The 23580-nt window shown below is 35.4% G+C and carries 19 protein-coding genes and 1 other RNA gene; 11 read left to right on the top strand and 9 right to left on the bottom strand.

Annotated features, from left to right (window positions below; all coding sequences use genetic code 11):
• Positions 1-3021, bottom strand: a 3021-nt coding sequence (locus L1S35_RS12975) for a beta strand repeat-containing protein (RefSeq protein ID WP_236401377.1), incomplete at its 3' end; no start/stop codon positions are given.
• 633 nt (positions 3022-3654) lie between these two features.
• On the opposite strand from L1S35_RS12975, the gene L1S35_RS12970 reads away from it, so the two are divergent.
• The 3 genes from L1S35_RS12970 to L1S35_RS12960 are packed head-to-tail and all read left to right on the top strand — an operon-like array spanning position 3655 to position 7172.
• Positions 3655-4140: a SixA phosphatase family protein gene (locus tag L1S35_RS12970; protein ID WP_236401375.1), complete on the top strand. Its 486-nt coding sequence runs from the start codon at positions 3655-3657 to the stop codon at positions 4138-4140.
• A 2-nt stretch (positions 4141-4142) separates the two neighbouring features.
• Entirely contained in the window at positions 4143-6272 is a 2130-nt protein-coding gene (ppk1, locus tag L1S35_RS12965) for a polyphosphate kinase 1 (protein ID WP_236401373.1), read from the top strand.
• Between the two features lie 9 nt (positions 6273-6281).
• Positions 6282-7172: a Ppx/GppA phosphatase family protein gene (locus tag L1S35_RS12960; RefSeq protein ID WP_236401371.1), complete on the top strand. Its 891-nt coding sequence runs from the start codon at positions 6282-6284 to the stop codon at positions 7170-7172.
• 2 nt (positions 7173-7174) lie between these two features.
• On the opposite strand, the gene L1S35_RS12955 is transcribed toward L1S35_RS12960, so the two are convergent.
• Both L1S35_RS12955 and L1S35_RS12950 read right to left on the bottom strand, forming a co-directional pair.
• Complete coding sequence (locus tag L1S35_RS12955; RefSeq protein ID WP_236401369.1) at positions 7175-8971, bottom strand: DNA polymerase III subunit gamma/tau; 1797 nt, start codon at positions 8969-8971, stop codon at positions 7175-7177.
• A 168-nt stretch (positions 8972-9139) separates the two neighbouring features.
• On the bottom strand, positions 9140-9436 hold the full coding sequence (locus L1S35_RS12950; RefSeq protein ID WP_236401367.1) for a hypothetical protein: 297 nt from the start codon (positions 9434-9436) through the stop codon (positions 9140-9142).
• Positions 9437-9530: 94 nt separating this feature from the next.
• Between L1S35_RS12950 and rnpB the strand changes: the two genes are divergently transcribed.
• Positions 9531-9836: RNase P RNA component class A (gene rnpB, locus L1S35_RS12945), an RNA gene on the top strand.
• Positions 9837-9947: 111 nt separating this feature from the next.
• On the opposite strand, the gene rsmD is transcribed toward rnpB, so the two are convergent.
• On the bottom strand, positions 9948-10505 hold the full coding sequence (rsmD, locus tag L1S35_RS12940; protein ID WP_236401365.1) for a 16S rRNA (guanine(966)-N(2))-methyltransferase RsmD: 558 nt from the start codon (positions 10503-10505) through the stop codon (positions 9948-9950).
• Positions 10502-11314, bottom strand: coding sequence for a DUF3822 family protein (locus L1S35_RS12935; protein WP_255700860.1), 813 nt, complete (start codon positions 11312-11314; stop codon positions 10502-10504). Before L1S35_RS12935 ends, rsmD begins: the two co-directional genes overlap by 4 nt.
• A 142-nt stretch (positions 11315-11456) precedes the next feature.
• Between L1S35_RS12935 and L1S35_RS12930 the strand changes: the two genes are divergently transcribed.
• Positions 11457-12878: an ATP-dependent DNA helicase gene (locus tag L1S35_RS12930; protein WP_236401363.1), complete on the top strand. Its 1422-nt coding sequence runs from the start codon at positions 11457-11459 to the stop codon at positions 12876-12878.
• Here L1S35_RS12930 and L1S35_RS12925 read toward each other — a convergent pair.
• Positions 12875-13705, bottom strand: coding sequence for a hypothetical protein (locus L1S35_RS12925; RefSeq protein WP_236401361.1), 831 nt, complete (start codon positions 13703-13705; stop codon positions 12875-12877). The two genes, L1S35_RS12930 and L1S35_RS12925, sit on opposite strands and share 4 nt — an antisense overlap.
• 82 nt (positions 13706-13787) lie before the next feature.
• The gene (locus L1S35_RS12920; RefSeq protein WP_236401359.1) at positions 13788-15125 is read right to left on the bottom strand and encodes a peptide-N-glycosidase F-related protein; all 1338 of its coding nucleotides are present in this window, start codon (positions 15123-15125) and stop codon (positions 13788-13790) included.
• Positions 15126-15231: 106 nt separating this feature from the next.
• Here L1S35_RS12920 and kdsB point away from each other — a divergent pair, with 106 nt between their 5' ends.
• Entirely contained in the window at positions 15232-15957 is a 726-nt protein-coding gene (gene kdsB / locus L1S35_RS12915) for a 3-deoxy-manno-octulosonate cytidylyltransferase (RefSeq protein WP_236401357.1), read from the top strand.
• A 2-nt stretch (positions 15958-15959) separates the two neighbouring features.
• Here kdsB and L1S35_RS12910 read toward each other — a convergent pair whose 3' ends face one another.
• A complete protein-coding gene (locus L1S35_RS12910) occupies positions 15960-16667 on the bottom strand; it encodes a potassium channel family protein (RefSeq protein WP_236401355.1) in 708 nt (235 codons plus the stop codon).
• Positions 16667-17329, bottom strand: coding sequence for a spermidine synthase (locus L1S35_RS12905; RefSeq protein ID WP_236401353.1), 663 nt, complete (start codon positions 17327-17329; stop codon positions 16667-16669). The genes L1S35_RS12910 and L1S35_RS12905 overlap by 1 nt, the downstream gene beginning before the upstream one ends.
• A gap of 59 nt (positions 17330-17388) precedes the next feature.
• Here L1S35_RS12905 and L1S35_RS12900 point away from each other — a divergent pair, with 59 nt between their 5' ends.
• The 5 genes from L1S35_RS12900 to L1S35_RS12880 all read left to right on the top strand — a co-directional run bounded on the left by L1S35_RS12900 (position 17389) and on the right by L1S35_RS12880 (position 23468).
• A complete protein-coding gene (locus L1S35_RS12900; protein ID WP_236401350.1) occupies positions 17389-17940 on the top strand; it encodes a 1-acyl-sn-glycerol-3-phosphate acyltransferase in 552 nt (183 codons plus the stop codon).
• A gap of 62 nt (positions 17941-18002) precedes the next feature.
• Complete coding sequence (locus tag L1S35_RS12895) at positions 18003-19016, top strand: hypothetical protein (protein WP_236401348.1); 1014 nt, start codon at positions 18003-18005, stop codon at positions 19014-19016.
• A gap of 100 nt (positions 19017-19116) precedes the next feature.
• Entirely contained in the window at positions 19117-20256 is a 1140-nt protein-coding gene (locus L1S35_RS12890) for a M14 family metallopeptidase (RefSeq protein ID WP_236401346.1), read from the top strand.
• 56 nt (positions 20257-20312) lie between these two features.
• A complete protein-coding gene (locus L1S35_RS12885) occupies positions 20313-20795 on the top strand; it encodes an Lrp/AsnC family transcriptional regulator (RefSeq protein WP_136152651.1) in 483 nt (160 codons plus the stop codon).
• 87 nt (positions 20796-20882) lie between these two features.
• The gene (locus L1S35_RS12880; protein WP_236401381.1) at positions 20883-23468 is read left to right on the top strand and encodes a phosphoenolpyruvate carboxylase; all 2586 of its coding nucleotides are present in this window, start codon (positions 20883-20885) and stop codon (positions 23466-23468) included.
• Positions 23469-23580 lie beyond the last annotated feature (112 nt).

The following is a 23580-nucleotide window of genomic DNA, read 5'->3' as shown; positions in this document are numbered from 1 at the left end:
TAAAGTGATTCCTGCATTAGTTGAAGACACAAAAGTTGTATTCACCTGAGAAGGAACAACCGGAGCACCGTTAAGTGTATCGTTTGAAAGTACATTAGTGTAAGCCGTTCCACCAACATAACCGTTGATAGGAGCAGCTGTATCATTCACAGCATCAATCACGGCAGCCGTAACTGAAACAGAAACTATAGCTTGGTCGCAATTCGATGGATTTAAAACTTCACAGATTTGGTATGTTAATGTATATGAGCCGGCAGGTGTACCAGGAGCAACGATTACGTCAGTTCCTGATAAAGTGATTCCTGCGTTAGTTGAAGACACAAAAGTTGTATTTACCTGAGAAGGAACAACCGGAGCACCGTTAAGTGTATCATTTGAAAGTACATTAGTGTAAGCCGTTCCACCAACATAACCGTTGATAGGAGCAGCAGTATCATTCACCGCATCAATTACTGCAGCAGTAACTGAAACAGAAACTACAGCTTGGTCGCAATTCGATGGATTTAAGATTTCACATATTTGGTATGTTAATGTATAAGATCCTGCAGGTGTTCCAGGAGCAACAAGTACGTTTGTTCCTGATAAAGTGATTCCTGCATTAGTTGAAGACACAAAAGTGGTATTCACTTGAGAAGGAATAACTGCAGCACCGTTAAGCGTATCGTTAGCCAAAACGTTAGTAAATGCCGTTCCACCAACATAACCGTTGATAGGAGCAGCAGCATCATTCACAGCATCAATAAGAGTAGCGGTAACAGGAACAGTAACTACTGCAGTTGAACAACTACATGTTGCTGAAACTCCGCAAATTTGATAAGTTAAAGTATAATTTCCGGCAGGAGTTCCCGGAGCAACAACTACATTAGTTCCCGACAATGTAACTCCGGGATTAGTTGAAGAAATAAAAGTAGTAGTTACTTGTGAACTTGTTATTGGGCTTCCGTCTAATGTATCGTTTACTAGAACATTAGTAAATGAAGTTCCACCTAAATAACCATTAACAGAACTTCCGGAATCATTATTAGCTGCAAATACTGCGGCACTAACATTAATTGTTTGTGATTCAGTACTTGTATTGTTACAAACGTCTTTTGCAGTCCAAGTTCTTGTAATTGAATACGAGCCATTACAATTTGTTGGAGTAGGCACATCATTAAATGTCAATGTTACTGAACTACAAGCATCAGTTGCAACAGCTTGTTGGAATGATGGAGTTGTACCATAACTCACAGTACTCGGTGCAGGTAAAGCAGTAAATGTAGGAGCCGTTGTATCGTCAATAGTAATTGTTCTTGATACAGAAGCTAAAGCCCTGCCACAGATGTCTGTTGCAGTCCATGTTTGAGTTACTTTTCCGTTACAACTACCAGGAACTGTTGTTGTGAATGTTGATGAATTTGAAGTTCCGTTAATTAAACAGCCACCACTTAATCCATTACTAAACGGAAGTGTACTGGCAGCAGGCAATCCACCACAAGTTACTGTAATATCCGCAGGAGCAGTCATTGTTGGTAAAGCAGCCGGACTAACAGTAATAATTCTTGAAACAGAAGCTAAAGCTCTGCCACAAGAATCCGTTGCTGTCCATGTTTCAGTTACGTTTCCTCCACAAGCATTTGGAGTTGCAGTAAATGTTGATGTGTTTGAAGTTCCACTTATCAAACAGCCACCACTCAATCCATTAGTAAACGGAAGTGTGCTTGAAGCTGGAAGTGCACCACAAGTTACTGTAATATCTGCCGGAGCAGTCATTGTAGGTAAAGCTGCTGGACTTACTGTAATAATTCTTGAAACCGGAGCCAAAGCTCTACCGCAACTATCTGTTGCTGTCCATGTTTCAGTTACTGTTCCGCCACAAGCATTAGGGGTTGCTGAAAAAGTCGAAGGATTTGAAGTTCCGTTAATTAAACAGCCACCACTTAATCCATTAGTAAAAGGCAGTGTGCTTGATGCAGGTAAACCTCCACAAGCGACAGTTATATTTGCAGGAGCAGTCATGGTTGGCAATGCAGCCGGACTTACTGTTATGTTTCTGGATTGTGTAATTGTTCTGCCATAGATGTCTGTATATGTCCAAGTTTCAACTACTGTTCCACCACATGCACCACTTGGTGTTTGGGAACTTAAAGACGAGGTAACGGAGCCACTTATTAAACAAGCTCCCGAGGCACCATTTGTATAGCTTAATGAGCTTGTTGTGGCAGTACCACAAGGAACCGTAATGGCATTTGCAGTAGTAAATACAGGAACAGGTGCTATAGAAGCGACAACTGTTCGAGATTTAGTAATAGTACAACCGTTAGCATCTGTAATTACTACAGTATAGGTTCCAGGTACCAAACCTGTAAGATCTTGGCTTGTCGATTGCCCAGAAGGGATAACACCACCGCCTGAAGCAGTCCATAAATAAGTATAAGGAGCTGTCCCTCCTGTTGGTGTTAAATCTAATGATCCGGTTGCTGAACCACATTGTGAATCAATGTTCGCAAATTCTCCGTTTACACCACCGTTAACTGTTATAGATGGAATTTTTCCGCACTTAGGCGAAATGTTCAGTGGATCTAACGGACAGGTTTCATTATTAGCAGAAGTAGTCCAAGCTTCCCAGATATTAGAAATTTTGATAACATCCCCACAGGTGTAAGTAATATTACCAAAGTTCAAATAGGTTATTGTTCCACCTGGTAGTGGACCGTTACATCCTGTTCTCGTTGTGGAAGAAATTAATGCACCTGTGGTACCACTGTAGATTTCTATCGTTCCCCAAAAGGCAAACGAAGTTCTGGTGGACCCCGTGGTGTTATTAATTCCCAGCATTAAGTTTCGTGTAATTGTTGTCGGGGTAGGACATGAATTACATGGACCTCCACCGGTTAATGTGGCCGCAACAACCTCAAGGTCTTTAGACGTACACGATGTATTGGCTGGTGGAAAAGTCTGCGCAAAGGACATTGAGATACAAAGTAAATTCAGTATCAAGAAAGCGCACAAATTCTTCGAAAGTGTAAAATTTGATTTCATACAGTTAGGTTTAGTCGAATAGATTTGAAAAACAGCATTTTGGGCAGGGAGTACTTTTGTAGGCGTTTATGAAGTTGATAGAAAATTGGGGCTATTCTATTATACACAAAATTAGTTTTGGTGCATTTTTAAAAACCATTTTATCTATGAACGGCATAAAAAATCGACGAAATGCAATTTTTCCTAACGATTCTAGTTCTCGATTATGTTTTTTTTGGGGTTAATATTGATTTTTGACATGATAGATTTGGGTATTTTTAGGGTTAATTTTTTGTAATTATTTATGTTTTACAATTCGAAAGTAGATAGTTTTAATCAAACTACCAAAAAAAACATCGATAAAGTGCATAATTTTATAGATAAAGTGCATAATTTAACGTTTTTATATAGAAAAATACTACAAGAATTAAATTTTAATAACTTGTTTATAACATATTTTATTTTTAACAATTATTTATAATTCTTTTTAGTTTCAATTTCAAAATGAAAGTAAAGTTGAATTTAACCTCTATAACCAATTTTAGAAATTAATTATTTTGACAGTATTTACGTTTCTAAACTCTTTAAATAAAATAGATTTTGTATGATATAAAAACTTAAATTTATGCTATTAATAATCTTGGATATTTTATCATGAAACAGCTAATAGTAATTCGACACGCCAAATCAAGTTGGGAAGCACCGCTTCGTGATATTGACAGACCGCTAACAAACAAAGGCATTCATGATGCACATTTAGTTTCCTCATATATTAGTGACCTAATCCCAAAATCATTTGTCGTTTGGAGCAGCATTGCTAAAAGAGCTTCGGAAACCGCCATTATTTTTGCCCAAAACATTTCATTTCCTATAGAAAGTATTACGTTTAAAGAAGAGTTATACACTTTTGATGAAAGAAAACTGGAACAAATTATCAAATCATGTCCAAATGATTATGATAACTTAATTCTTTTTGGGCACAATGAGGCAATTACAAATTTTGTCAATAAATTTGGGAACATCTTTATAGATAATGTTTCTACTTCCGGATTTGTAAATATTATATTTGACAATAGTTCTTGGAGTGAAATTGAAAAAGGTGTTACCAAGAAAGTTGTTTTTCCAAGTGATTTAAAATAAATATGAGTATAGGTACAGGTTTTAGATATATAGACAGAGAAAAAAGTTGGCTGGCATTTAACGCCAGAGTTTTACAGGAAGCAGCTGATGAAGCTGTTCCTTTATTAGAAAGACTTCGTTTTATAGGTATTTTTTCAAATAATTTAGATGAATTTTTCCGTGTCCGATTTGCCGCTATTCGTCGTTTGAGTTTATCGGGCGTTTCGGGAGAAAAGATTTTAGGCGGAATTTCAGCCCAACAACTCGTTAAAGATATTACCGAAATTGTAATAAAACAGCAGGCAGAAAGCTTGCGTGTACTCAATGAAATTGAAAAGGAATTAGTAAAACAAAATATCATCATCATCGATGAAAATGAAGTTTCTGAAGAGCATGAAAATTTTATTAAAGATTTTTTTATTCAAAAAATAAGCCCGGAACTAGTTACGATTATCTTAAATGACTTAGCAGAATTTCCTCTGTTAAAAGACACATCGGGTTATTTAGCAGTCAAATTGGTAATGAAAAGCGAGCAAAAATCGGGTATGTTGGGCTTGGTAAAAAAAACAAAACCGGAAGTGCGTTATGCTATTATCGAAATTCCAAAAAACACCAATCGTATCGTAGAACTTCCCAACAAAGACGGTAAGCAGTATTTGATATTACTTGATGATTTAATTCGCTATAACCTGAGCAGTATTTTTAGCATTTTTGATTACGAAAGCATTTCGGCTCACATGATAAAAATCACTCGCGATGCCCAGTTGGATATTGATAGTGACATGAGCAAAAGCATGCTAGAGAAGATTGCAACATCAGTAAAAGACAGACGTATTGGCGAACCGGTTCGGTTTGTTTACGATCAACATATTGAAAAAGACACACTCAAATTTTTCCTTTCCAAAATGGGAATTGATGTTAATGATGGAGTTATTCCCGGAGGAAGGTATCACAACCGTCGTGATTATATGAACTTTCCAAACCTTGGACGATTTGATTTACTGTATCCTCCAAGAGTGCCACTTCCTGTGGATGGTTTATCATTTGAAGGTAGTCTTTTGAATAAAATTGCCAAAAAAGATTATCTGATAAATGCACCGTTTCAGTCTTTTTCTTATGTTATAAAATTCCTGCGAGAAGCCGCTCTCGATCCAAAAGTAACTTCGATAAAAATTACTTTGTATCGTTTGGCAAAAAATTCTCAAATCATAAGTTCGCTTATTAATGCAGCCAAAAACGGAAAGAAAGTTACAGTTCAAATCGAGCTTCAGGCGCGTTTTGATGAAGCCAGTAATATTTCCTATGCAGAACAGATGCAACAAGAAGGCATCGAACTTATATTTGGAATCAAAGGATTGAAAGTGCACAGTAAAATATGTTTGATTGAGCGAATTGAAGACGGAAAGCTTAAGAGATATGGTTTTATTTCTACCGGAAATTTCAACGAAAGTACTGCCAAAATCTACACCGATTTAACGCTTTTTACCAGTCACCAACAAATCCTGAAAGACGTCTCTAAAATCTTTGATTTCTTCGATGTTAATTACAGAATTCATCGCTACAAACACTTAATCGTATCACCGCATTACACGCGTACTAAGTTCTACAAGTTAATTGATAGAGAAATAAACAATGCCATCATAGGTCGTCCCGCTTACATTAATTTAAAAATGAACAGTATTTCTGATTACCCAATGATTGATAAATTATACGAAGCCAGTAATGCCGGAGTAAAGATTAAATTACAGGTGCGAGGAATTTGTTCCTTAATTCCAGGCGTGAAAGGAATGAGCGAAAATATAGAAGCCGTTAGTATTGTGGATTACTTTTTAGAACATACTCGCTCTTTTATTTTTTGCAATAACGATGATCCGGAAGTTTATATTTCCTCAGCCGATTTTATGACACGAAATTTAGACGGAAGGGTAGAAGTGACCTGTCCGATATATGATGAAGATATCAAAAAACAAATTATTGATACCTTTAATGTAGGCTGGAAAGGAAACGTAAAAGCCCGATATCATTCAGAAAAATTCGAAAACAAATACCGTGTTCGTGCGGAAGGAGAACCTATTTTCAGAGCCCAACACGAAACCTACAACTATTATAAGGAAAGACTTGAAGGAAACCCAAATAACCAAATAACCGAATAACCAGATTTAATGATTTCAATTAAAAAATATGCAGCGATTGATATTGGTTCCAATGCCATGCGATTGCTCATTACCAACATTGTTGAACAACAGGATAAAGAAACCCAATTTAACAAAAGTGCCTTGATTCGGGTGCCAATTCGTTTGGGACAGGATGCATTTACCGTTGGTGAAATCTCGGATGAAAATATTGACAGAATGATTGATGCCATGAAAGCATTCAAACTGTTAATGAAAGTATATAAGGTAGAAAAATACAAAGCCTGTGCAACATCTGCTATGCGAGAAGCTTATAACGGCAAAGAAGTAGCTACTATTATAAGAGAAAAGTGCAATATAGATATTGATATCATCGACGGAAAAATTGAAGCTACTATAATCGCGTCATCCGATTTGCACGATTTCCTAAAAACCGACAAAACTTATTTATATGTTGATGTTGGTGGCGGAAGTACCGAATTCTCTTTGTTTGACGATGGTAAGATGATAGCATCCAAATCGTTCAAAATTGGAACAGTTCGTATGCTTAATAATATGGTAAGCGATATTGTTTGGGAAGAAATAGAAAAATGGATTAAGTGCAACACGGAAGAATTTGATGAAGTAATCCTCATTGGTTCCGGTGGAAACATCAATAAACTATTCAAACTTTCAGGAAAACTGCAAGACAAACCGTTGTCGTATTTATATTTAAATTCACAATACCAATACTTGAATTCATTGACTTATGAACAACGCATTGCCGAGTTAGCATTAAACACTGACCGTGCCGACGTTATAATACCAGCAACAAAAGTCTATTTAAATGCTATGAAATGGAGTGGTGCCCGACAATTGTTTGTCCCAAAAATTGGTTTGGCTGACGGAATTGTAAAAGCAATGTATCAGGGAAGTTTATAAAATTACTCATTCACTTCCAACCCAAACAAATTCCGCATCAGTTCTAAATTCGGATTCAATTCAACCAAACGATTGTATTTGTCTTGTGCTGTATAGCTTTTTTTGAGCACCAAAGTTTCATTCACTTTTACTTCTATAGAAATATCGTGATTGTGCAGTTTTCCGCGTAAGTAACCCAAAAGATCAGGTCTTTCTTTTTCAAAATCTATCTTTGAGCTTTCATTCGGCAACTCATGAATAATGGTTGTCCCTTCAAGAATTGGGTCATTAATAGTTAACAAAGAGGCTATGATTCGGTAGCCTTTATCTTCCATACGTTGCGCGTATTTTAACCATTGCTCGAGCATTTCCGTTTCGGTAAAAGGTTCATTAACGTGCTGAACTACTTCTTTAACGGTTGATTTCAGTGTCTCGGCCATTTCTTTCTTAGCACGAATGCTGGCTAAAGACATAGCGGAAACTTTTGGTTGTCCGTTATCTGTTATCGGTTGTGGGTTATGGGTTGTCGGTTGTCGGTTGTCTGTTATCGGTTTTGGATTAATAGTTGGGAGTTCTTCAACTTTTTGAATAACTTCATCTACTTTTATTTCTTCCAACTTTTGGCTTCCAGCTTCCAGCTTTCTGCTTTCAGAAACGTCAACACTTTGTACTTCGTACTTCGTACCTCGTACTTCAGCAATCGAATAATCATTTTTACGATAATACGTAGGCGGAATTATAAACTCAGGCTTTTTTTTTTCTCCATCAAAACCGATAGAGCTTAATTGCATTAGCGCGAGTTCTACCAAAAGGCGTTGGTTTTGAGAAACTTTATATTTCAAATCACAATCGTTTGCAATGTCGATGCCTTTTAACAAAAACTCCTGCGATACTTTTTGCGATTGTTGCCCGTATAATTTTTGTGCTGCTTCACCCATTTCTAACAACGAAAGTGTAGCCGGGTTTTTGGCAACTAATAAGTCTCTGAAATGCGATGCCAATCCGGCAATGAAATGATGACCATCAAATCCTTTGGATAAAATATCATTATACGCCAACAATACTTCCGGGATTTTGTGTTCCAAAATCAAATCGGTTATGTTAATGTAGGTTTCATAATCCAAAACATTCAGATTCTCCGTAACCGCCTGACGCGTTAAGTTATTTCCGCAATACGAAACTACTCGGTCAAAAATCGACAAAGCATCACGCATAGCCCCATCTGCTTTTTGTGCAATGATGTGCAAAGCGTCGTCTTCAAATGCTACACCCTGACTTTTCGCTACTTCAGCCAAATGTTCTTTAGCATCTTTAACCGTAATTCTTTTAAAGTCAAAAATCTGGCAACGCGATAATATCGTTGGAATAATTTTATGTTTTTCGGTCGTAGCCAAAATAAATATAGCGTGCTTTGGTGGCTCTTCCAAAGTTTTCAGAAAAGCATTGAAAGCAGCCGAAGAAAGCATGTGAACCTCGTCAATGATATATACTTTATATTGTCCGGTTTGTGGTGGGATTCGAACCTGATCAATCAGGTTTCTAATGTCATCAACCGAGTTGTTTGAAGCAGCATCCAATTCAAATACATTAAAAGCAAAATCTTCATTTGGATCATCATAACCGGGCTGGTTAATTTTACGAGCCAAAATTCGGGCGCAGGTAGTTTTTCCAACACCTCTCGGACCCGTAAATAAAAGGGCAGAAGCCAGGTGATTGCTTTCTATGGCGTTGAGCAAAGTGTTGGTAATCGCTTGTTGTCCGACAACGTCTTTAAACGTTTGCGGGCGATACTTACGGGCTGATACTACAAATTGTTCCATTAGCATTTTACTGGATTACAAATATAGAATAATAGTTGATTTGGTTATTTGGTTATTCGGTTATTTGAAGATTTTTTACTAACAATTAGAAGTCTTAATAGTTAATAATTTAATTGAATCAGCGTTTAAAATTAGTGAACTGCCAACCGACAACTGACAACCAACAACTTATTTATTTCCTTTGATGCTCAATTCAAGTAAAACCTGTGCGGCATGACTTTCGGAATTGGCGGAAAAACCAGCCACAAAAACGCCTTTTTCTCCTGTATTCGATTTGATGCCATAAACAACAGCTTCTTCATCCGGACTTGTATCACCCTCATAACGATATATATGCAGAATTTGATAATTCTCAGGATTGTTCATAATCGCTTCCTCCTGCAGATTAAAATCCACAACAAAATCCATAGCTTTAAGTTCTTCCAAAGCCTTTAAAACAGAAGCGTAATGATACCTGTTTTTCATGATAAGTTCTTTCTATAAAGGTAAAAAATATTTCCCAAATCTTAAACTTCGTACTTCGTATATCGAAAATCGTACTTTAATTGGTTACTTTTGCCTCGCAGACCGCCTTATCGATTCGCCTAAGGCGAATAGGAAAGTCCGGACACCAGAGAGTAGCATATTGGGTAACACCCAACCGTCGAAAGACGAGGACAAGTGCAACAGAAAGCAAGTACAGTTCGGCTGTAGTGAAACCAGGTAAACTCTATGCGGTGAAATTCCAAGTATATCGGCATTTAAGGATTACTCGTCCGTTGTCGAAGGGTAGGAAGCTTGAATCAATGAGTAATTGTTGGTCTAGATAAATGATAAGGGTTCACTTCGGTGAATACAGAATCCGGCTTATAGGTCTGCTTTTTTTTCTTTAGAAGCACACGTTTTGTCTTTCAATCACTAATGCTCCCGCCATCCGCGCTACATGCCTGCCTGTCGGCAGACAGGGTAGCTTGCTACTGTCGGGGCTATCGGGACGTTATTCTTCTTCTTCCTCTGATTCAAATTCAAAAAAAGAAAACACCGAACCACCATAATTCTTTTGGAAAGAATAATTAGGCATTTGATCAAGCTTGGTGTATTTTGAATGCTCTACGACTAATATGCCTTCTTCGTCTAACAATTCGTTTTCAAAGATTAGTTCAATGATTTTTTCGAATTCCTTTTGTTCCATTCCGTAAGGCGGATCAGCAAATATAATATCGTAATTGCCGGTATGTTTTTCCAGAAATTTAAAGACATCACTTTTTATTGCTGTAATATCAAAGTCAAATTCTTTTGAAGTCTTTTTGATGAAGTTTACGCAGCCCATATCTCCATCAATACAAAGAATTGGCGAACAACCACGAGAGGCAAATTCATAGCTAATACTCCCTGTGCCGGCAAAAAGTTCCAAAACTTTCAGTTCCGAAAAATTAAAATGATTATTCAAAACATTGAACAAAGCTTCTTTGCTCATATCAGTCGTAGGACGAACCGGAAGATTTTTTGGAGGCGTTATTCTTCGACCTTTATATTTACCCGAAATAATTCTCATGAATGTAACAAGATAAAATGCTCACGCTTTTCAGCATCAGTCAAATTGCTTTGCATAAAACTTACATCAAACAAATTGGTGTTTCGCACATATTTATAAGCAATCTTATAAAGCGCATCATCTTCGGCAATTTTGCCTAATAGTTCCAATTTGAAATTCTCAGGATTCAGTTGCAATTGCTCTGCGGTAAATAAGATATAATAAATAAAATCTTCTGGAGTTTTGTATTCAAACGTATTGTAAAGTTGCAGCCTCTGATTTTGGATAACTACAATTTCAAAATGAGTATCGCTTACATGCACAAACATTTGGCGCTCTTCGTTGTTTTTTGAAACATCCAACAATTTTTTTACCAAAATGGTGTTCGCGTGTTTGTAATCAAAAGTGCCAAATTGGTCGATGAAATAATTGTTCAGATTCACATACGGAATATACACATTGTTCATTTCGTAATTTCCCAATTCATCATACGCAAAGAAATCGGTTTCAAAAACCTTGGTATTGAACTGAAGATAACTTCCTAAATAGTCTTCATCAAATAAAGCAGTCGGCACAAAAGTCGAAAGATTATTGCTGTGAATAATAACAACTTCGTCGTAACCGGCTTTGAGTTCGGGATTATTCTCAAATGCTTCGGCAAACAAATCTTCAATTTTGGTCGTGAGTTGGAATTTACCTAAAACAACATTTTGTAACTTGGTAGCTTTGTTCGTAAGCGTATCAAACGTAGCAAAAGACAAACCTTTCAGCGAAACCTGAATTGCCAGTTTTTGATACATTTTGTCTATAACACTACTGTTTTGCCACATAATCGTCTTTGTTTGTTGCGGAAGGCAAACTTACAAATTTATGCTGAACTTGTTTCAGTATCTGGAATATATATAGTAAAAATGTACCATAAATAGAAATCGAACACCTATATTTGAAATTCAATTTTATAGTATTTCCAAAATGACTTCCAGCCAGTTTTACAGTGAGTTACAAAAACAGTTTCCGTTTCAACCGACTGTAAAGCAGGATATTTTTTTTCAAAAGATTGCTGATTTCCTTACCAATTCTAATTCCAACGAAATTTTTGTCCTAAAAGGTTACGCCGGAACCGGAAAAACCACAGTGATTTCGACCATAGTAAATAATCTTGGTGCAATTAATAAAAAGTATGTTTTGCTGGCACCAACCGGAAGAGCTGCTAAAGTCATCGCCAATTATTCGGAGAAACCTGCATTTACAATTCACAAGAAAATTTATTTTCCCAAAAAAGGAAAATCAGGTGGTGTTACGTTTACGATGAAGGACAATAAGCATACAAATACGGTGTTTATCGTCGATGAATCGTCAATGATTTCGGATGTGAATACTGAAGCCAAACTTTATGAAAATGGTTCGTTGCTGGATGATTTAATTTCCTTTGTCTATAACGGAAAAAACTGCAAGATGATTATGCTTGGGGATACAGCTCAGTTGCCACCGGTACAATTAGATGTTAGTCCGGCTTTGGATACCGAAAAATTGGCGTTGAATTATGGCAAAGAAATTTTTTCAATCGAGTTGGATGAAGTAATGCGTCAGGAAGAATATTCCGGGATTTTGTATAATGCAACCGAACTACGGGAATTATTAAAAAGTCATTTTCCGGATGATTTCAAATTCAGCTTAAAAGGTTACAAAGATATTGTTCGTTTGACGGACGGTTTCGATATTCAGGATGCTATTCAAAGTGCCTACAGTAATTACAGTATTGAAGACACTTGTTTTATTGTGCGTTCCAACAAAAGAGCGAATCAGTATAACCAGCAAATTCGTTCCAAAATTTTGGATAAAGAAAGCGATTTGTCGGTTGGTGATTATCTGATGGTTGTAAAAAACAATTATTTTTGGTTAAAAGAAACTGATGAGGCAGGATTTATTGCCAATGGCGATATTATTGAGGTTTTAGAAATCTTTGGTTTCAAGGAATTATACGATTTCAAATTTGCCAAAGTCAAAATCAGAATGGTCGATTATCCCAACCAGAAACCTTTTGAAACGGTTTTGCTATTAGATACAATTACAAGCGAATCACCATCATTAACCTATGAAGAAAGCAACCGATTGTATCACGAAGTAGTAAAAGATTACGAAGGCGAAGCTCAATACCGAAAATTTTTAAAAGTAAAAAGCAATGAATATTTTAATGCGCTTCAGGTAAAATTCTCCTATGCAATTACGTGTCACAAATCACAGGGCGGACAATGGAATACTGTTTTTATTGAACAACCATACCTGCCAAACGGCATTGATATTGATTATATTCGCTGGCTTTACACAGCAGTGACGCGTGCCAAAGACAAACTGTATTTGATTGGATTTAAAGATGAAAATTTTGAAGACTAAGTCTCTATTCTAGTAGACTTTGTCAATAAAGCTACACTCATCCAATACAAAGCGAGAATTGGTCCGGCCGGAATAAAGAAAAATAGTAAAAATTTTATGTTATCCGGAAAGTCAAAACCATAGATATAAACTCTTATTCCGGTATAAACACCAAGAAGGCAGTAGATTGTCAATAGTACAAATGACCATTTCTTCATAAGGTAGGATTTCGCCAAAATCAACCCAAGCCATATAATTAAAGTGTATTCTATTATTCTGCCAACACCTCCAATAGGAAGTCCGGGTAATTGGTAGTGGGCTTCAAAATCGGCTGCATTTTTTCCTTCATTTACCCATAGTTGTAAATTTTCAGCATAATGGTAATTCATGTTAAACTCCCAAAGAAATTCGGCAACAGCAGCAATAAAAAGAAGTACAATTAATTTATTCCAATTGGCAAATTTATCCCAGCGATTTTTGATAATCAATATAAATCCGGCTGCAAAAAGCAAGGCCGCTAATGTTAGTATTATATATCTATAATGTTCTCTTTCGGTATGTTGCAGCATATTGACACTAAAATCGGGTTCGCCTAAGCCTAAAACACCTGCAATCACTGCTCCCAAAAGATAAAGCAATACATAACCAAGTAATAGTTGTTTGGGTAAATTTTTGTTTACAAGTAACAACAAAAGACCAACAGAAATAATTGCATAAACAAAATTTAATATGGCAAAAGTGCTTAAAGAATTCCCTTCTGTATATGGTGAGTGACCGAATAAAAAAACGACACCAACAAATGGTAATAAAAACAAAAATAGACTTCCGATAAACTTTAATATTTTCATAACCAGAGTTTTAAGTTAATCAAATATAGTAAAGAACTTTCGATAAGAAAAATGAGTAGTAATTAAAACTACCACAGTTTATTTACTCTTTAACAATCTTCTCCGTATTTGTTCCTTTATCAAAATTCATTCTTAAAAAGTAAATGCCTTTTGGTTGGTTGGAGACGTCTAATCTTAAGTTGGTATCATTTGACTTTTTTGAAATCAATACTTTTCCCTGAATATCAACTAGCTCATACGAATTTATGATTTCGGTTGCTCTGACATTAATCATATCTACGGTTGGATTTGGATAGATATCATAGCTATAGGTATTAAAATCATCCATGCCAAGCGTGGTATATTCGCCCTGCAAATACAACGATACCGGAATATAACCTTGTGCATCAACAAATACAGCAGTTGGAACCGTGATTTTAAACGAGTGATTTCCGGAAGCTAAGTTTGTTAAATTTATAGTTCTTATAGGTATTACGGCACCCGGACACCAATTACTAAATTGTTGCCACTGAAACGGAGCTCTTGGACTGCTGCCATAAATTCCGTTTGGTTGGGTATTATAAACTCTGTATGGCTCACACGTTAATTCTCCCGGTCTGTAATTTAAGATTTCTACATCGTCATGATATATATAATGATATCTTCTGTTGTATTCCTCGCCACCTGCATTGGAACCATGATTAGAAGTTATTAGGGTATATTTAGCATTGTTAATGTTCTGTGGCAAAGTATAGTTTATCGTTCTGATAGTTTCACCAATTACGTCAGTTGCTCCGACTTGATAATTGTTTAAGTCTTTTTTGAAATTCAAAGGCAATAAAAAAGTATCGTTAGGAATTGTTGTGTCAGTATTGGTAACAAAATTCAGCGTTCCATAAAATACATCAGTTCTGCCACTACAGCCTGCTACTTGTGTTTGCGCCGCATACGGAACACCAAAAACTTCTAATTCTACCCAAAAATCATAAGCATAATTCAAAGCACTATCCTTTAAAATTTTGGCAGCGTTATCAACAGTAAAGGTATATGGTACATCAACAGGCGATATGTTTTTGTTCATAAACGGAGTAATAAAACGTCCTAATTCGATTTTTTGTGCTGTATTTGTGTTGTAGGTAGCATCGCCTTTTGGTACCAAAACCAAATTAACATTACCAATTCGGTCATAATTATCACAGGCAGCCGAAATTGTAACATCAAGTCGTAATGTACTTCCAATTTGAGCAAGTTGTTCAGCCGATAATTTAGTGGTAAATAAATCATTTCGTAATCTCACAATTCCGGGATCGGTTGGTTCATTAACTAAACCGGCATAACCGTCATAAAATAAAGCGCGATTGTAAACAGAAATTGTAGTTTGTGCTTTTGTTGAATTTAAAAACAAGAAAGCCAGAAAAAGAAATAGTAGTTTTGTTTTCATTTTTAAGTAGTTAGTGTTGTTGTCTACAAACCTACAAAAAACATTCAATATTTTTATTTAAAAATACTTAGTAACTTAGCCACTCAGAAACTCAGTAACTTAAAAAATGAAAATCATCGCCGTTATTCCAGCTCGTTATGCTTCAACACGTTTTCCTGCCAAGCTGATGCAGGATTTGTGTGGGAAAACCGTTATTCTGAGAACCTATGAAGCAGCCGTAAATACCGGATTATTTGACGATGTATTTGTAGTTACTGATTCGATTCTGATTTATGACGAAATCATTAACAATGATGGCAAAGCAATTATGAGTGTCAAAGAGCACGAAAGTGGCAGCGACCGAATTGCAGAAGCAGTAGAAAATCTGGATGTTGATATTGTTGTTAATGTACAGGGCGATGAGCCATTTATCAACAAAGAGCCATTAGCAAAAGTATTGGATGTTTTCAGAAATGATTTTGATAACAAAGTCGATTTGGCTTCGCTTATGTTTGAGATAACAGACAAATCAGAAATAGAAAATCCAAATAACGTAAAAGTCGTAACCGATCAAAACGAATTTGCACTCTACTTTTCACGTTCTGTGATTCCGTATCCGCGCGATGAAAATGCCGGAGTTCGCTATATGAAACACATCGGGATTTATGCCTTCCGCAAACAAGCGCTTTTAGATTTTTATCGTTTACCGATGAAATCGCTCGAAGCTTCCGAAAAATTAGAACAACTTCGCTACTTAGAATTTGGGAAACGTATCAAAATGGTTGAAACCAACCAAGGAAGCATCGGAATTGATACGCCCGAGGATTTAGAACAGGCAAGAAAGCTGCTTTAAGACTACTCTATTTTATCTTCTTCAAAATAACCTTTGCTTTTGACCTTTGTTGTGAAGAAGTTCAAAAATAAAACCACAAAAGATAGGAAGAACATAGCTTGCGATGTAACCAATACTTTTCCGTAAGTTGTAATGGGATAATAATCCCCAAATCCAATTGAATTTGAACTCACCACACTGAAATAAATGGAATCAAACCAATGTTCAAAAGGTTTATTCATGTTATTTCCTAAAGTGTATAAAACGCCAAATGCAATAGTAATCTCGAGATAATTAAAAAACAACAACAGCATAGAACGTTTATAGGAACGTGGACGCGAAAATAAATCGGATGCAAATATCAATGTTGGAATATAGAGCACCGTTTCCATCAATACATATACTAAAATATAAATGAAAAATTGATGCTTTTGCCAACTGTTATATAGTATTAAAAAAGGGAAAGCGACTTTCATCAAAATATAGAAATCCATAGCCAAGTCCTTATAAACAGGATTTACTTTACTGGCAAATGTTTTTATGTAAATTCCCGGAAAAAGCAATTGGCTAATCGACAAAAAGAGACGAAATATTTTTTCAATTCCATTGTCACTTTGATGGTCATTGTTCCAAATGGATTTAATGTTTAATATCCTTTTCTGGAAGGGACTATATCTTGGAATCACAATTGACGAAACCTCTCCGATTAATAATTTTCTAAAAAATCCCATTAGCTTAATTTTTTTATGGTAAACAATTCATTGTGCACTTCCACTTTGGGATACATTCTTAGAGAATAATTTCCGCCAAATTTCGATTTATAAATCTGATTGCGTTCTTCCTGAGCTTTGTTAATCACCATCGTATTAAACAAAATAAAACCGTTAAGATTCAGCAGGGAATTGATTCTTTGGATAAAAAAATCCTGAAATAAAAAGTTCGGCATATTCGTATCTTCAAAAATATCAATGATGATCAAATCGTATTTTAATTTGGTTTTTAAAACATATTCAAACGCATCATCAATCACAATTTCAAGATTCGGAATTTTATCCAATTCAAAATAGCTTTTGGCGATATCAATAACGGCGGAGTCAATTTCAACACCGGTAATTTTTCCTTTGAATTTGATTTCATTTACCAAAGTTTTAATGACACTGCCACCAGCGACACCAAGAACTAAAATGTTTTCAAAATTCCTAATCCGCTCAAAGCCTATGTATTTCAGACCTTTTCTGAGAATTCGTTGCAAACTTCCATACGAATAATTGGTGCTTTTACTGTCTAAAACCAATTCGCCATTGTTCCAGGTAACTTCAAGCGATTTGCTTACCGCAGAGTTTTTTTGGTGAACGTTAATCGGAATAAAATAGCTGAACAGTTTTCGAATCATCAATAAATATTTTTCTCAAAAGTAAGGCAGAAATACTAAATTTACACAAAATATTGAGCATGAAACAGCGACTTTATAAATTTATTTTCTTCCGATTACTTGGCTGGAATTTGATTGGTACCTTCGATGACTCAATCAAGAAATGCGTTGTCATTGTTATTCCACATACAGCGAATGTTGATTTTTTTATTGCCTTATTGGTTCGCGGAATCTGGAATGTTAAAATCAATTTTGTCGGTAAAAAAGAATTGTTTGTTTTTCCGTTTGGTTATTATTTCAGAAGTGTTGGCGGCGCACCATTAGACAGAAGTGGTGGGAAAAACAATGTAGATGCAACGGTTGATGTTTTCAATAAGCATGAAACTTTCAGATTAGCATTATCGCCCGAAGGCACACGGAAAAAAGTAACAGAACTCCGCACGGGATTTTATTATATTGCGTTTAAAGCCAATGTTCCTATCATTCCGGTTGCATTAGATTATGGCAAAAAGGAAGTCAAAGTCGGCAATCCGTTTGTGGTAACGGGCAATTACGAAGAAGATATGAAAGGTATTTTGCCATTCTTCAAAGGTGTCAAGGGCAAAAATCCGGAAAGAGGATTCGAAGTTTAAAACCAACTAAAAAGTTTTCTCGTAAATGGTTAAGTCAATATTAACTAATAAAACTATTTACAATGAAAAGAACAATTTTAACTTCGGCCTTGTTGTCTTTAATCATGATTTCATGTTCAGACGACACTAATTCTTCTGCAAACACTGAAAACCGTTCTGCAAACAAAGACTTTAAATTATTTACAACCAGTAACACCAGCGGAAGGGTTTCTGTTACTGATTTGAACACCTCAATGACTTCGAGTTTTACCGTAGCTTCAACAGATGCTGATGGTGCTTACTACTTTGATGACAGTGATGAATTTATTTTAGCTTCACGTTCCAACAACAAAATAGAATTGTATTATGATGTTTCCGAAGCAGTTGCCACTAATGCAGCATCACTTTCTTATGGAACTTCAAGCACTTCCGATTTTAATAATGCAAGAGAAATTGCTGTAGTTGGAAACAAAATTGTGGTAACACAAGACCAAAATGCAGCTAACGGTAACACCAATAAACTATTAGTTTATGAAAGAAATGCTACCGGAATTAGTTTGCTAAACAGTTATACCGTGAATTTTAAAACATGGGGAATTCATTTAGATGGCAACACTTTATACGCAGTTGCAGATCTTACTTCTGATTTAGTTGTTTTTGAAAACTTCTTTGCTAATGCAGATGGTGCAATTACCCCAACCAAAAGAGTTGTCATTGAAGGATTAGTAAGAACACATGGAATTACTTATGTCAACAGAAGCAATACTATGGTTTTGACCGATGTGGGAAGTGCAACCTCAGATTCTGATGGTGGAGTTATTATAATCAAAGGATTTACAGATGTGTTGGCTGAAACACCAAATATGGGAACGATTGCTATGAAAAAACAAATCAGAATCTATGGGGCAGCAACTTCTTTAGGAAATCCGGTGGACGTGGCTTATGACAATTTTACTAAAACAATTTATGTAGCCGAAAGATTAAACGGTGGCGGAAAATTGCTGACTTTTGACTTGCCACAGACGAATGGTAATTATGCTCCAACAAGTTCACGAACTGAAGCTGGAGTTAGTAGTGTGTACCTTTTGAGAAAATAATTTTTCTCTTTTAACGTTCACAAAAAACCTTTGATAGTTATTATCAAAGGTTTTTTTATGCAAATGATTTTCGTTACTTACATTTGTATAAATTTAGTTTATGGATTATTTACAGCTACATCAACAGTATAAAGAAGAATCAATTTTTGGGCGCTATATTACTTTAGAACATATAGAACCCTTAATTTTAAAACATCAAGCTGAAATTATTGGTCAATCCGTTTTAGGGAAACCAATTTATAAATTGCAATTCGGAACCGGGAAAACCAAAATCCTGATGTGGTCACAAATGCACGGAAACGAAGGCACAACCACAAAAGCATTGTTTGATTTTATAAATTTTTTACATTCCAATACAAAAGAAAGTAATGCTATTTTAGCTAATTTCACCTTTTGTATGCTGCCAATGCTTAATCCTGATGGAGCAAAATTATATACCAGAGAAAACGCCAACGGCATTGATTTAAACCGCGATGCACAAAATCTTTCACAACCGGAAAGCAAAATTTTAAGAAAAGCATTTGAACTATTCCAACCCAATTATTGCTACAATCTTCACGATCAAAGAACTATTTATGGTGCTGGAGATAAAGGTCATTCCGCTACAGTTTCGTTTTTAGCACCGGCTTTTAATGAAAATCGTGATATTAATGAAGTTCGTATTAAAGCTATGAATGTTATTGTGGCGATGAACAATACTTTGCAACAGTTTATACCAAATCAAGTAGGACGATTTGACGATTCGTTTAATTTAAATTGTGTTGGAGATACTTTTCAATACTTAAATGTACCAACCATACTTTTTGAAGCGGGCCATTTTGCTAACGATTATGAACGGGAAATTACCAGAAAATATATTTTTATTGCTTTAGTTTCAGGAATTATGTTCTTTAACGAAAACGATATAGTTCTCAACGAAATTGGCGATTACCTAAAAATTTCGCAAAATAAGGTCGTATTTTATGATTTTGTTTATAAAAATGTCAAAATAAATTATGATAATAGCGAAAAAATTATCAATTTTGCTGCTCAGTTCAAAGAAGTTCTAAATAGCGAAAAAGTAACTTTTGTAGCAGAGATTGCTCAAGTCGATAATTTAGAAAATTATTTTGGTCATGTAGAAATTGATGCTAAAGGCGAAACCTATACTGACGGCGAAAGTAATTTTCCAATTCTGGAGAAGAAAGCTGACTTTTATTTGGGAAGTATTAAAATTGTTAATGGGAATAAGTTTAGTTAACCATTGCTTTTACACTTTGAGCTTTAGAATTAGATTATCAAGCAAAATTATATTTTATGAGTAAGTTTAAATTAGACGAAGTAGACCACCAAATCTTGGATATGTTGATTGACAACACTAGAATTCCTTTTACGGACATTGCAAAAAAGCTGTTGATTTCAGCAGGAACTGTGCACGTAAGAGTTAAGAAAATGGAAGACCAGGGAATTATTATGGGTTCTTCATTGTCATTGGACTATGAAAAATTAGGCTATTCTTTTATTGCTTATGTTGGTGTGTTTTTGAATAATACTTCACAAACTAAATTTGTTTTAGAAAGAATCAACGAAATACCTTATGTTACTGTAGCTCACGTAACGACAGGAAAATTTAATATTTTCTGTAAAATTAGAGCAAAGGATACCAAACATGCAAAAGACGTAATTTTTATGCTTGATGATATTGATGGCGTTTACAGAACCGAAACGATGATATCATTAGAAGAAAGCATTAACGACAAAAAACGTTTGATGCACACTATATTCCAAGAATTAGATTAAGAACTAATATTTTATTATATAATTCTAAACCTCATTCTCTCCGGCGAATGAGGTTTTTTTAAATAATTGAATTTAAAACTGTTAGCCATGTACACCTTACCTAAAATTGAGCGTTTTAACCAAAATGTTTTATCAAAATATCATATCTATAACAGCGTTTTTATAACGTTACCATTTGATGCCATTGATAATACCGGAGTATTATTGCCTTTGTTTGCCGAAGTTTGTGATGCAGGATTTAAAAAGAATTGGTCACCAAAACAGATAGTCGATTTCTTTGCCGAAAAGTATTTAGACAAAGCTTCCGAAGAAGAAAAAATCGATTTAATGTTTCGATTTATTCAATATGTTGAGCGTCAAATTGTACTTTTTGATGCTATTGAAGATGCCGCTTTTCCTGTGGTGAATAATTTGGAAGGTCGAGGCTCGTTGCGCGATATCAAAGAAAAATCAGAAGCTAAAGACAAACATGAAGAACTTATTAGTTTTCTGGAAAATTTTAGTGTGAGAACAGTTCTAACAGCGCATCCAACACAGTTTTATCCAGGTTCAGTTCTTGGAATTATCACCGATTTGACCGAAGCCATTCGTCAAAATGATTTATTACAAATCAAACAATTGTTAGCACAACTTGGAAAAACACCTTTCATCAAAAAAGAAAAACCAACACCTTTTGATGAAGCTGTAAGCTTAATTTGGTATCTCGAAAATGTATTCTATCAAACTATTGGAGAAATGATGCTGTACATGCAGAAAAATTTATTTGATGGTAATACGATTGAAAATTCAATTATTAATTTGGGCTTTTGGCCTGGTGGCGATAGAGATGGTAATCCTTTTGTAACTCCGGAAATTACTGAGAAAGTTTCGAAACGATTGAGAACCTCAATACTTAAATGCTATTATTTCGACATCAGAGTCCTTAAAAGAAAGCTGACTTTTAATCAAGTTGATAAAATAATTGCTAGCATAGAATATAGATTGTATCGTTCTGTTTTTTATTCTCAAGGCGAATTATTTATTTCTTTAGACGAATTAATTAATGAGCTCAATATTGTAAAACAAATCATAATTAATGATCATCAGTCTTTGTATTTAGACGAAATTAATATGTTGCTGCAAAAGATAAATGAGTTTGGATTCCATTTTGCGGCTCTGGATATTCGTCAAAACAGCCGCATTCACAATGCCGTTTTTAATGATATCACAGCATTTTTGAAAAGGGAAAAAGAAGTTTATTTTCCGGAAAATTTTGAAACACTTTCCGAAGAGAACAAAATGGAATATATTTCAGAACTTCATTTTGATTTAAGCAATCATTTTTTTGAAAATGAAATCACTCGCTCTACTTTGGATACGATAAAACTGATGCGTGAAATACAGGATCAAAACGGTGAAAGAGGTTGCAATCGTTATATTATTAGTAATAACGAAAGCGCCTTAAATGTCATCGAAACCTTTGCGATGTTCCGTCTACTGAATTGGGAAAATCCAACCGTTGATATTGTGCCACTATTCGAATCGGTTGACGATTTGCATCATGCGCATGAAATCATGGAGCAATTGTATAAAAATACGAAGTATCGAAATCACATAAAGCATCGAAAAGATAAGCAAACTGTGATGCTTGGTTTTTCAGATGGGACCAAAGATGGTGGTTATCTGATGGCGAATTGGAGTATTTTTAAAGCTAAAGAAATGATTACCGAAGTTTCCCGAAAATACGGAATCAAAGTCATTTTCTTTGATGGTCGTGGTGGACCACCAGCGCGTGGCGGTGGAAAAACACATAAGTTTTATGCGTCTTTAGGCTCGACTATAGAAAATCAGGAAATACAGGTTACTGTGCAAGGACAAACCATTAGTTCTAATTTCGGCACGATAGATTCCTGCCGTTATAATCTGGAAAATTTGTTGAGTGCCGGAGTAGCCAATGCTGTTTTTAATAAAGAAGAAAATAATCTTTCGATTTCCGATAAAGGAATTATCGATGAATTGGCCGCCATTGGGTATCAAAAATACCTGGATTTCAAATCGCATCCGAAGTTTATTCCCTATTTGGAGGAAATGAGTACATTGAAATACTATTCTAAAACTAATATTGGAAGTCGTCCTTCTAAAAGAAACGCTTCTGAACAATTGAATTTTGCCGATTTACGTGCGATTCCTTTTGTAAGTGCGTGGAGTCAAATGAAACAAAATGTACCTGGATTTTTTGGTGTCGGAACCGCTTTAAAACAGTTTGAAACCAACAACCAATGGGAAAAAGTGCAAAGTCTCTACGATAATTCTTTGTTCTTCAGAACCTTGTTAGAAAACACTGCAATGTCTTTAGCCAAATGTTATTTCCCGTTAACGGCTTATATGAAAAACGATAAAGAGTTTGGCGAGTTTTGGCAAATTATCTATGATGAGTTTTCAGAAACCAAACGTTTGTTGCTCAAGATTGCCGGGCATAAAGAACTCATGGAAAACTATCCTGACGGAAAGGCTTCTATAGATATGAGAGAGCAAATTGTATTGCCGTTGCTTACCATTCAACAATATGCTTCGTCACAAATCAATGAAATCAAAAAGCATAAAAAAGGTGAGGAGAAATTGCTAAGTGCTTATGAAAAGCTAGTTACGAGATCACTTTTCGGAAATACAAACGCCAGTAGAAATTCGGCTTAGTATTAGTTTTTTTAATTTGACAGATTAAATTTTATTGGACAAAATACTACGAGATTGGATTATTTGTGTACCTTAGACAAAGTTTTTTAATGTTACCAATAATCTTAATTGA

It is taken from the genome of Flavobacterium anseongense (assembly GCF_021608185.1).
GTDB classification, from domain to species: Bacteria; Bacteroidota; Bacteroidia; order Flavobacteriales; family Flavobacteriaceae; genus Flavobacterium; species Flavobacterium anseongense.
The sequence above is the reverse complement of the archived record's forward strand: the minus strand, read 5'-3'. Positions and strand labels throughout refer to the sequence as shown.

Excerpts from the sequence above, each read along its gene's own strand:
- rsmD (WP_236401365.1), bottom strand. The coding sequence starts at position 10,505 with ATGAGAATTATTTCGGGTAAATATAAAGGTCGAAGAATAACGCCTCCA.
- kdsB (WP_236401357.1), top strand. The coding sequence starts at position 15,232 with ATGAAAATCATCGCCGTTATTCCAGCTCGTTATGCTTCAACACGTTTT.
- L1S35_RS12935 (WP_255700860.1), bottom strand. The coding sequence starts at position 11,314 with ATGTGGCAAAACAGTAGTGTTATAGACAAAATGTATCAAAAACTGGCA.
- L1S35_RS12970 (WP_236401375.1), top strand. The coding sequence starts at position 3,655 with ATGAAACAGCTAATAGTAATTCGACACGCCAAATCAAGTTGGGAAGCA.
- L1S35_RS12905 (WP_236401353.1), bottom strand. The coding sequence starts at position 17,329 with ATGATTCGAAAACTGTTCAGCTATTTTATTCCGATTAACGTTCACCAA.
- L1S35_RS12950 (WP_236401367.1), bottom strand. The coding sequence starts at position 9,436 with ATGAAAAACAGGTATCATTACGCTTCTGTTTTAAAGGCTTTGGAAGAA.
- L1S35_RS12880 (WP_236401381.1), top strand. The coding sequence starts at position 20,883 with ATGTACACCTTACCTAAAATTGAGCGTTTTAACCAAAATGTTTTATCA.
- ppk1 (WP_236401373.1), top strand. The coding sequence starts at position 4,143 with ATGAGTATAGGTACAGGTTTTAGATATATAGACAGAGAAAAAAGTTGG.
- L1S35_RS12955 (WP_236401369.1), bottom strand. The coding sequence starts at position 8,971 with ATGGAACAATTTGTAGTATCAGCCCGTAAGTATCGCCCGCAAACGTTT.
- L1S35_RS12920 (WP_236401359.1), bottom strand. The coding sequence starts at position 15,125 with ATGAAAACAAAACTACTATTTCTTTTTCTGGCTTTCTTGTTTTTAAAT.
- L1S35_RS12885 (WP_136152651.1), top strand. The coding sequence starts at position 20,313 with ATGAGTAAGTTTAAATTAGACGAAGTAGACCACCAAATCTTGGATATG.
- L1S35_RS12895 (WP_236401348.1), top strand. The coding sequence starts at position 18,003 with ATGAAAAGAACAATTTTAACTTCGGCCTTGTTGTCTTTAATCATGATT.
- L1S35_RS12925 (WP_236401361.1), bottom strand. The coding sequence starts at position 13,705 with ATGAAAATATTAAAGTTTATCGGAAGTCTATTTTTGTTTTTATTACCA.
- L1S35_RS12900 (WP_236401350.1), top strand. The coding sequence starts at position 17,389 with ATGAAACAGCGACTTTATAAATTTATTTTCTTCCGATTACTTGGCTGG.
- L1S35_RS12930 (WP_236401363.1), top strand. The coding sequence starts at position 11,457 with ATGACTTCCAGCCAGTTTTACAGTGAGTTACAAAAACAGTTTCCGTTT.
- L1S35_RS12960 (WP_236401371.1), top strand. The coding sequence starts at position 6,282 with ATGATTTCAATTAAAAAATATGCAGCGATTGATATTGGTTCCAATGCC.
- L1S35_RS12910 (WP_236401355.1), bottom strand. The coding sequence starts at position 16,667 with ATGGGATTTTTTAGAAAATTATTAATCGGAGAGGTTTCGTCAATTGTG.
- L1S35_RS12890 (WP_236401346.1), top strand. The coding sequence starts at position 19,117 with ATGGATTATTTACAGCTACATCAACAGTATAAAGAAGAATCAATTTTT.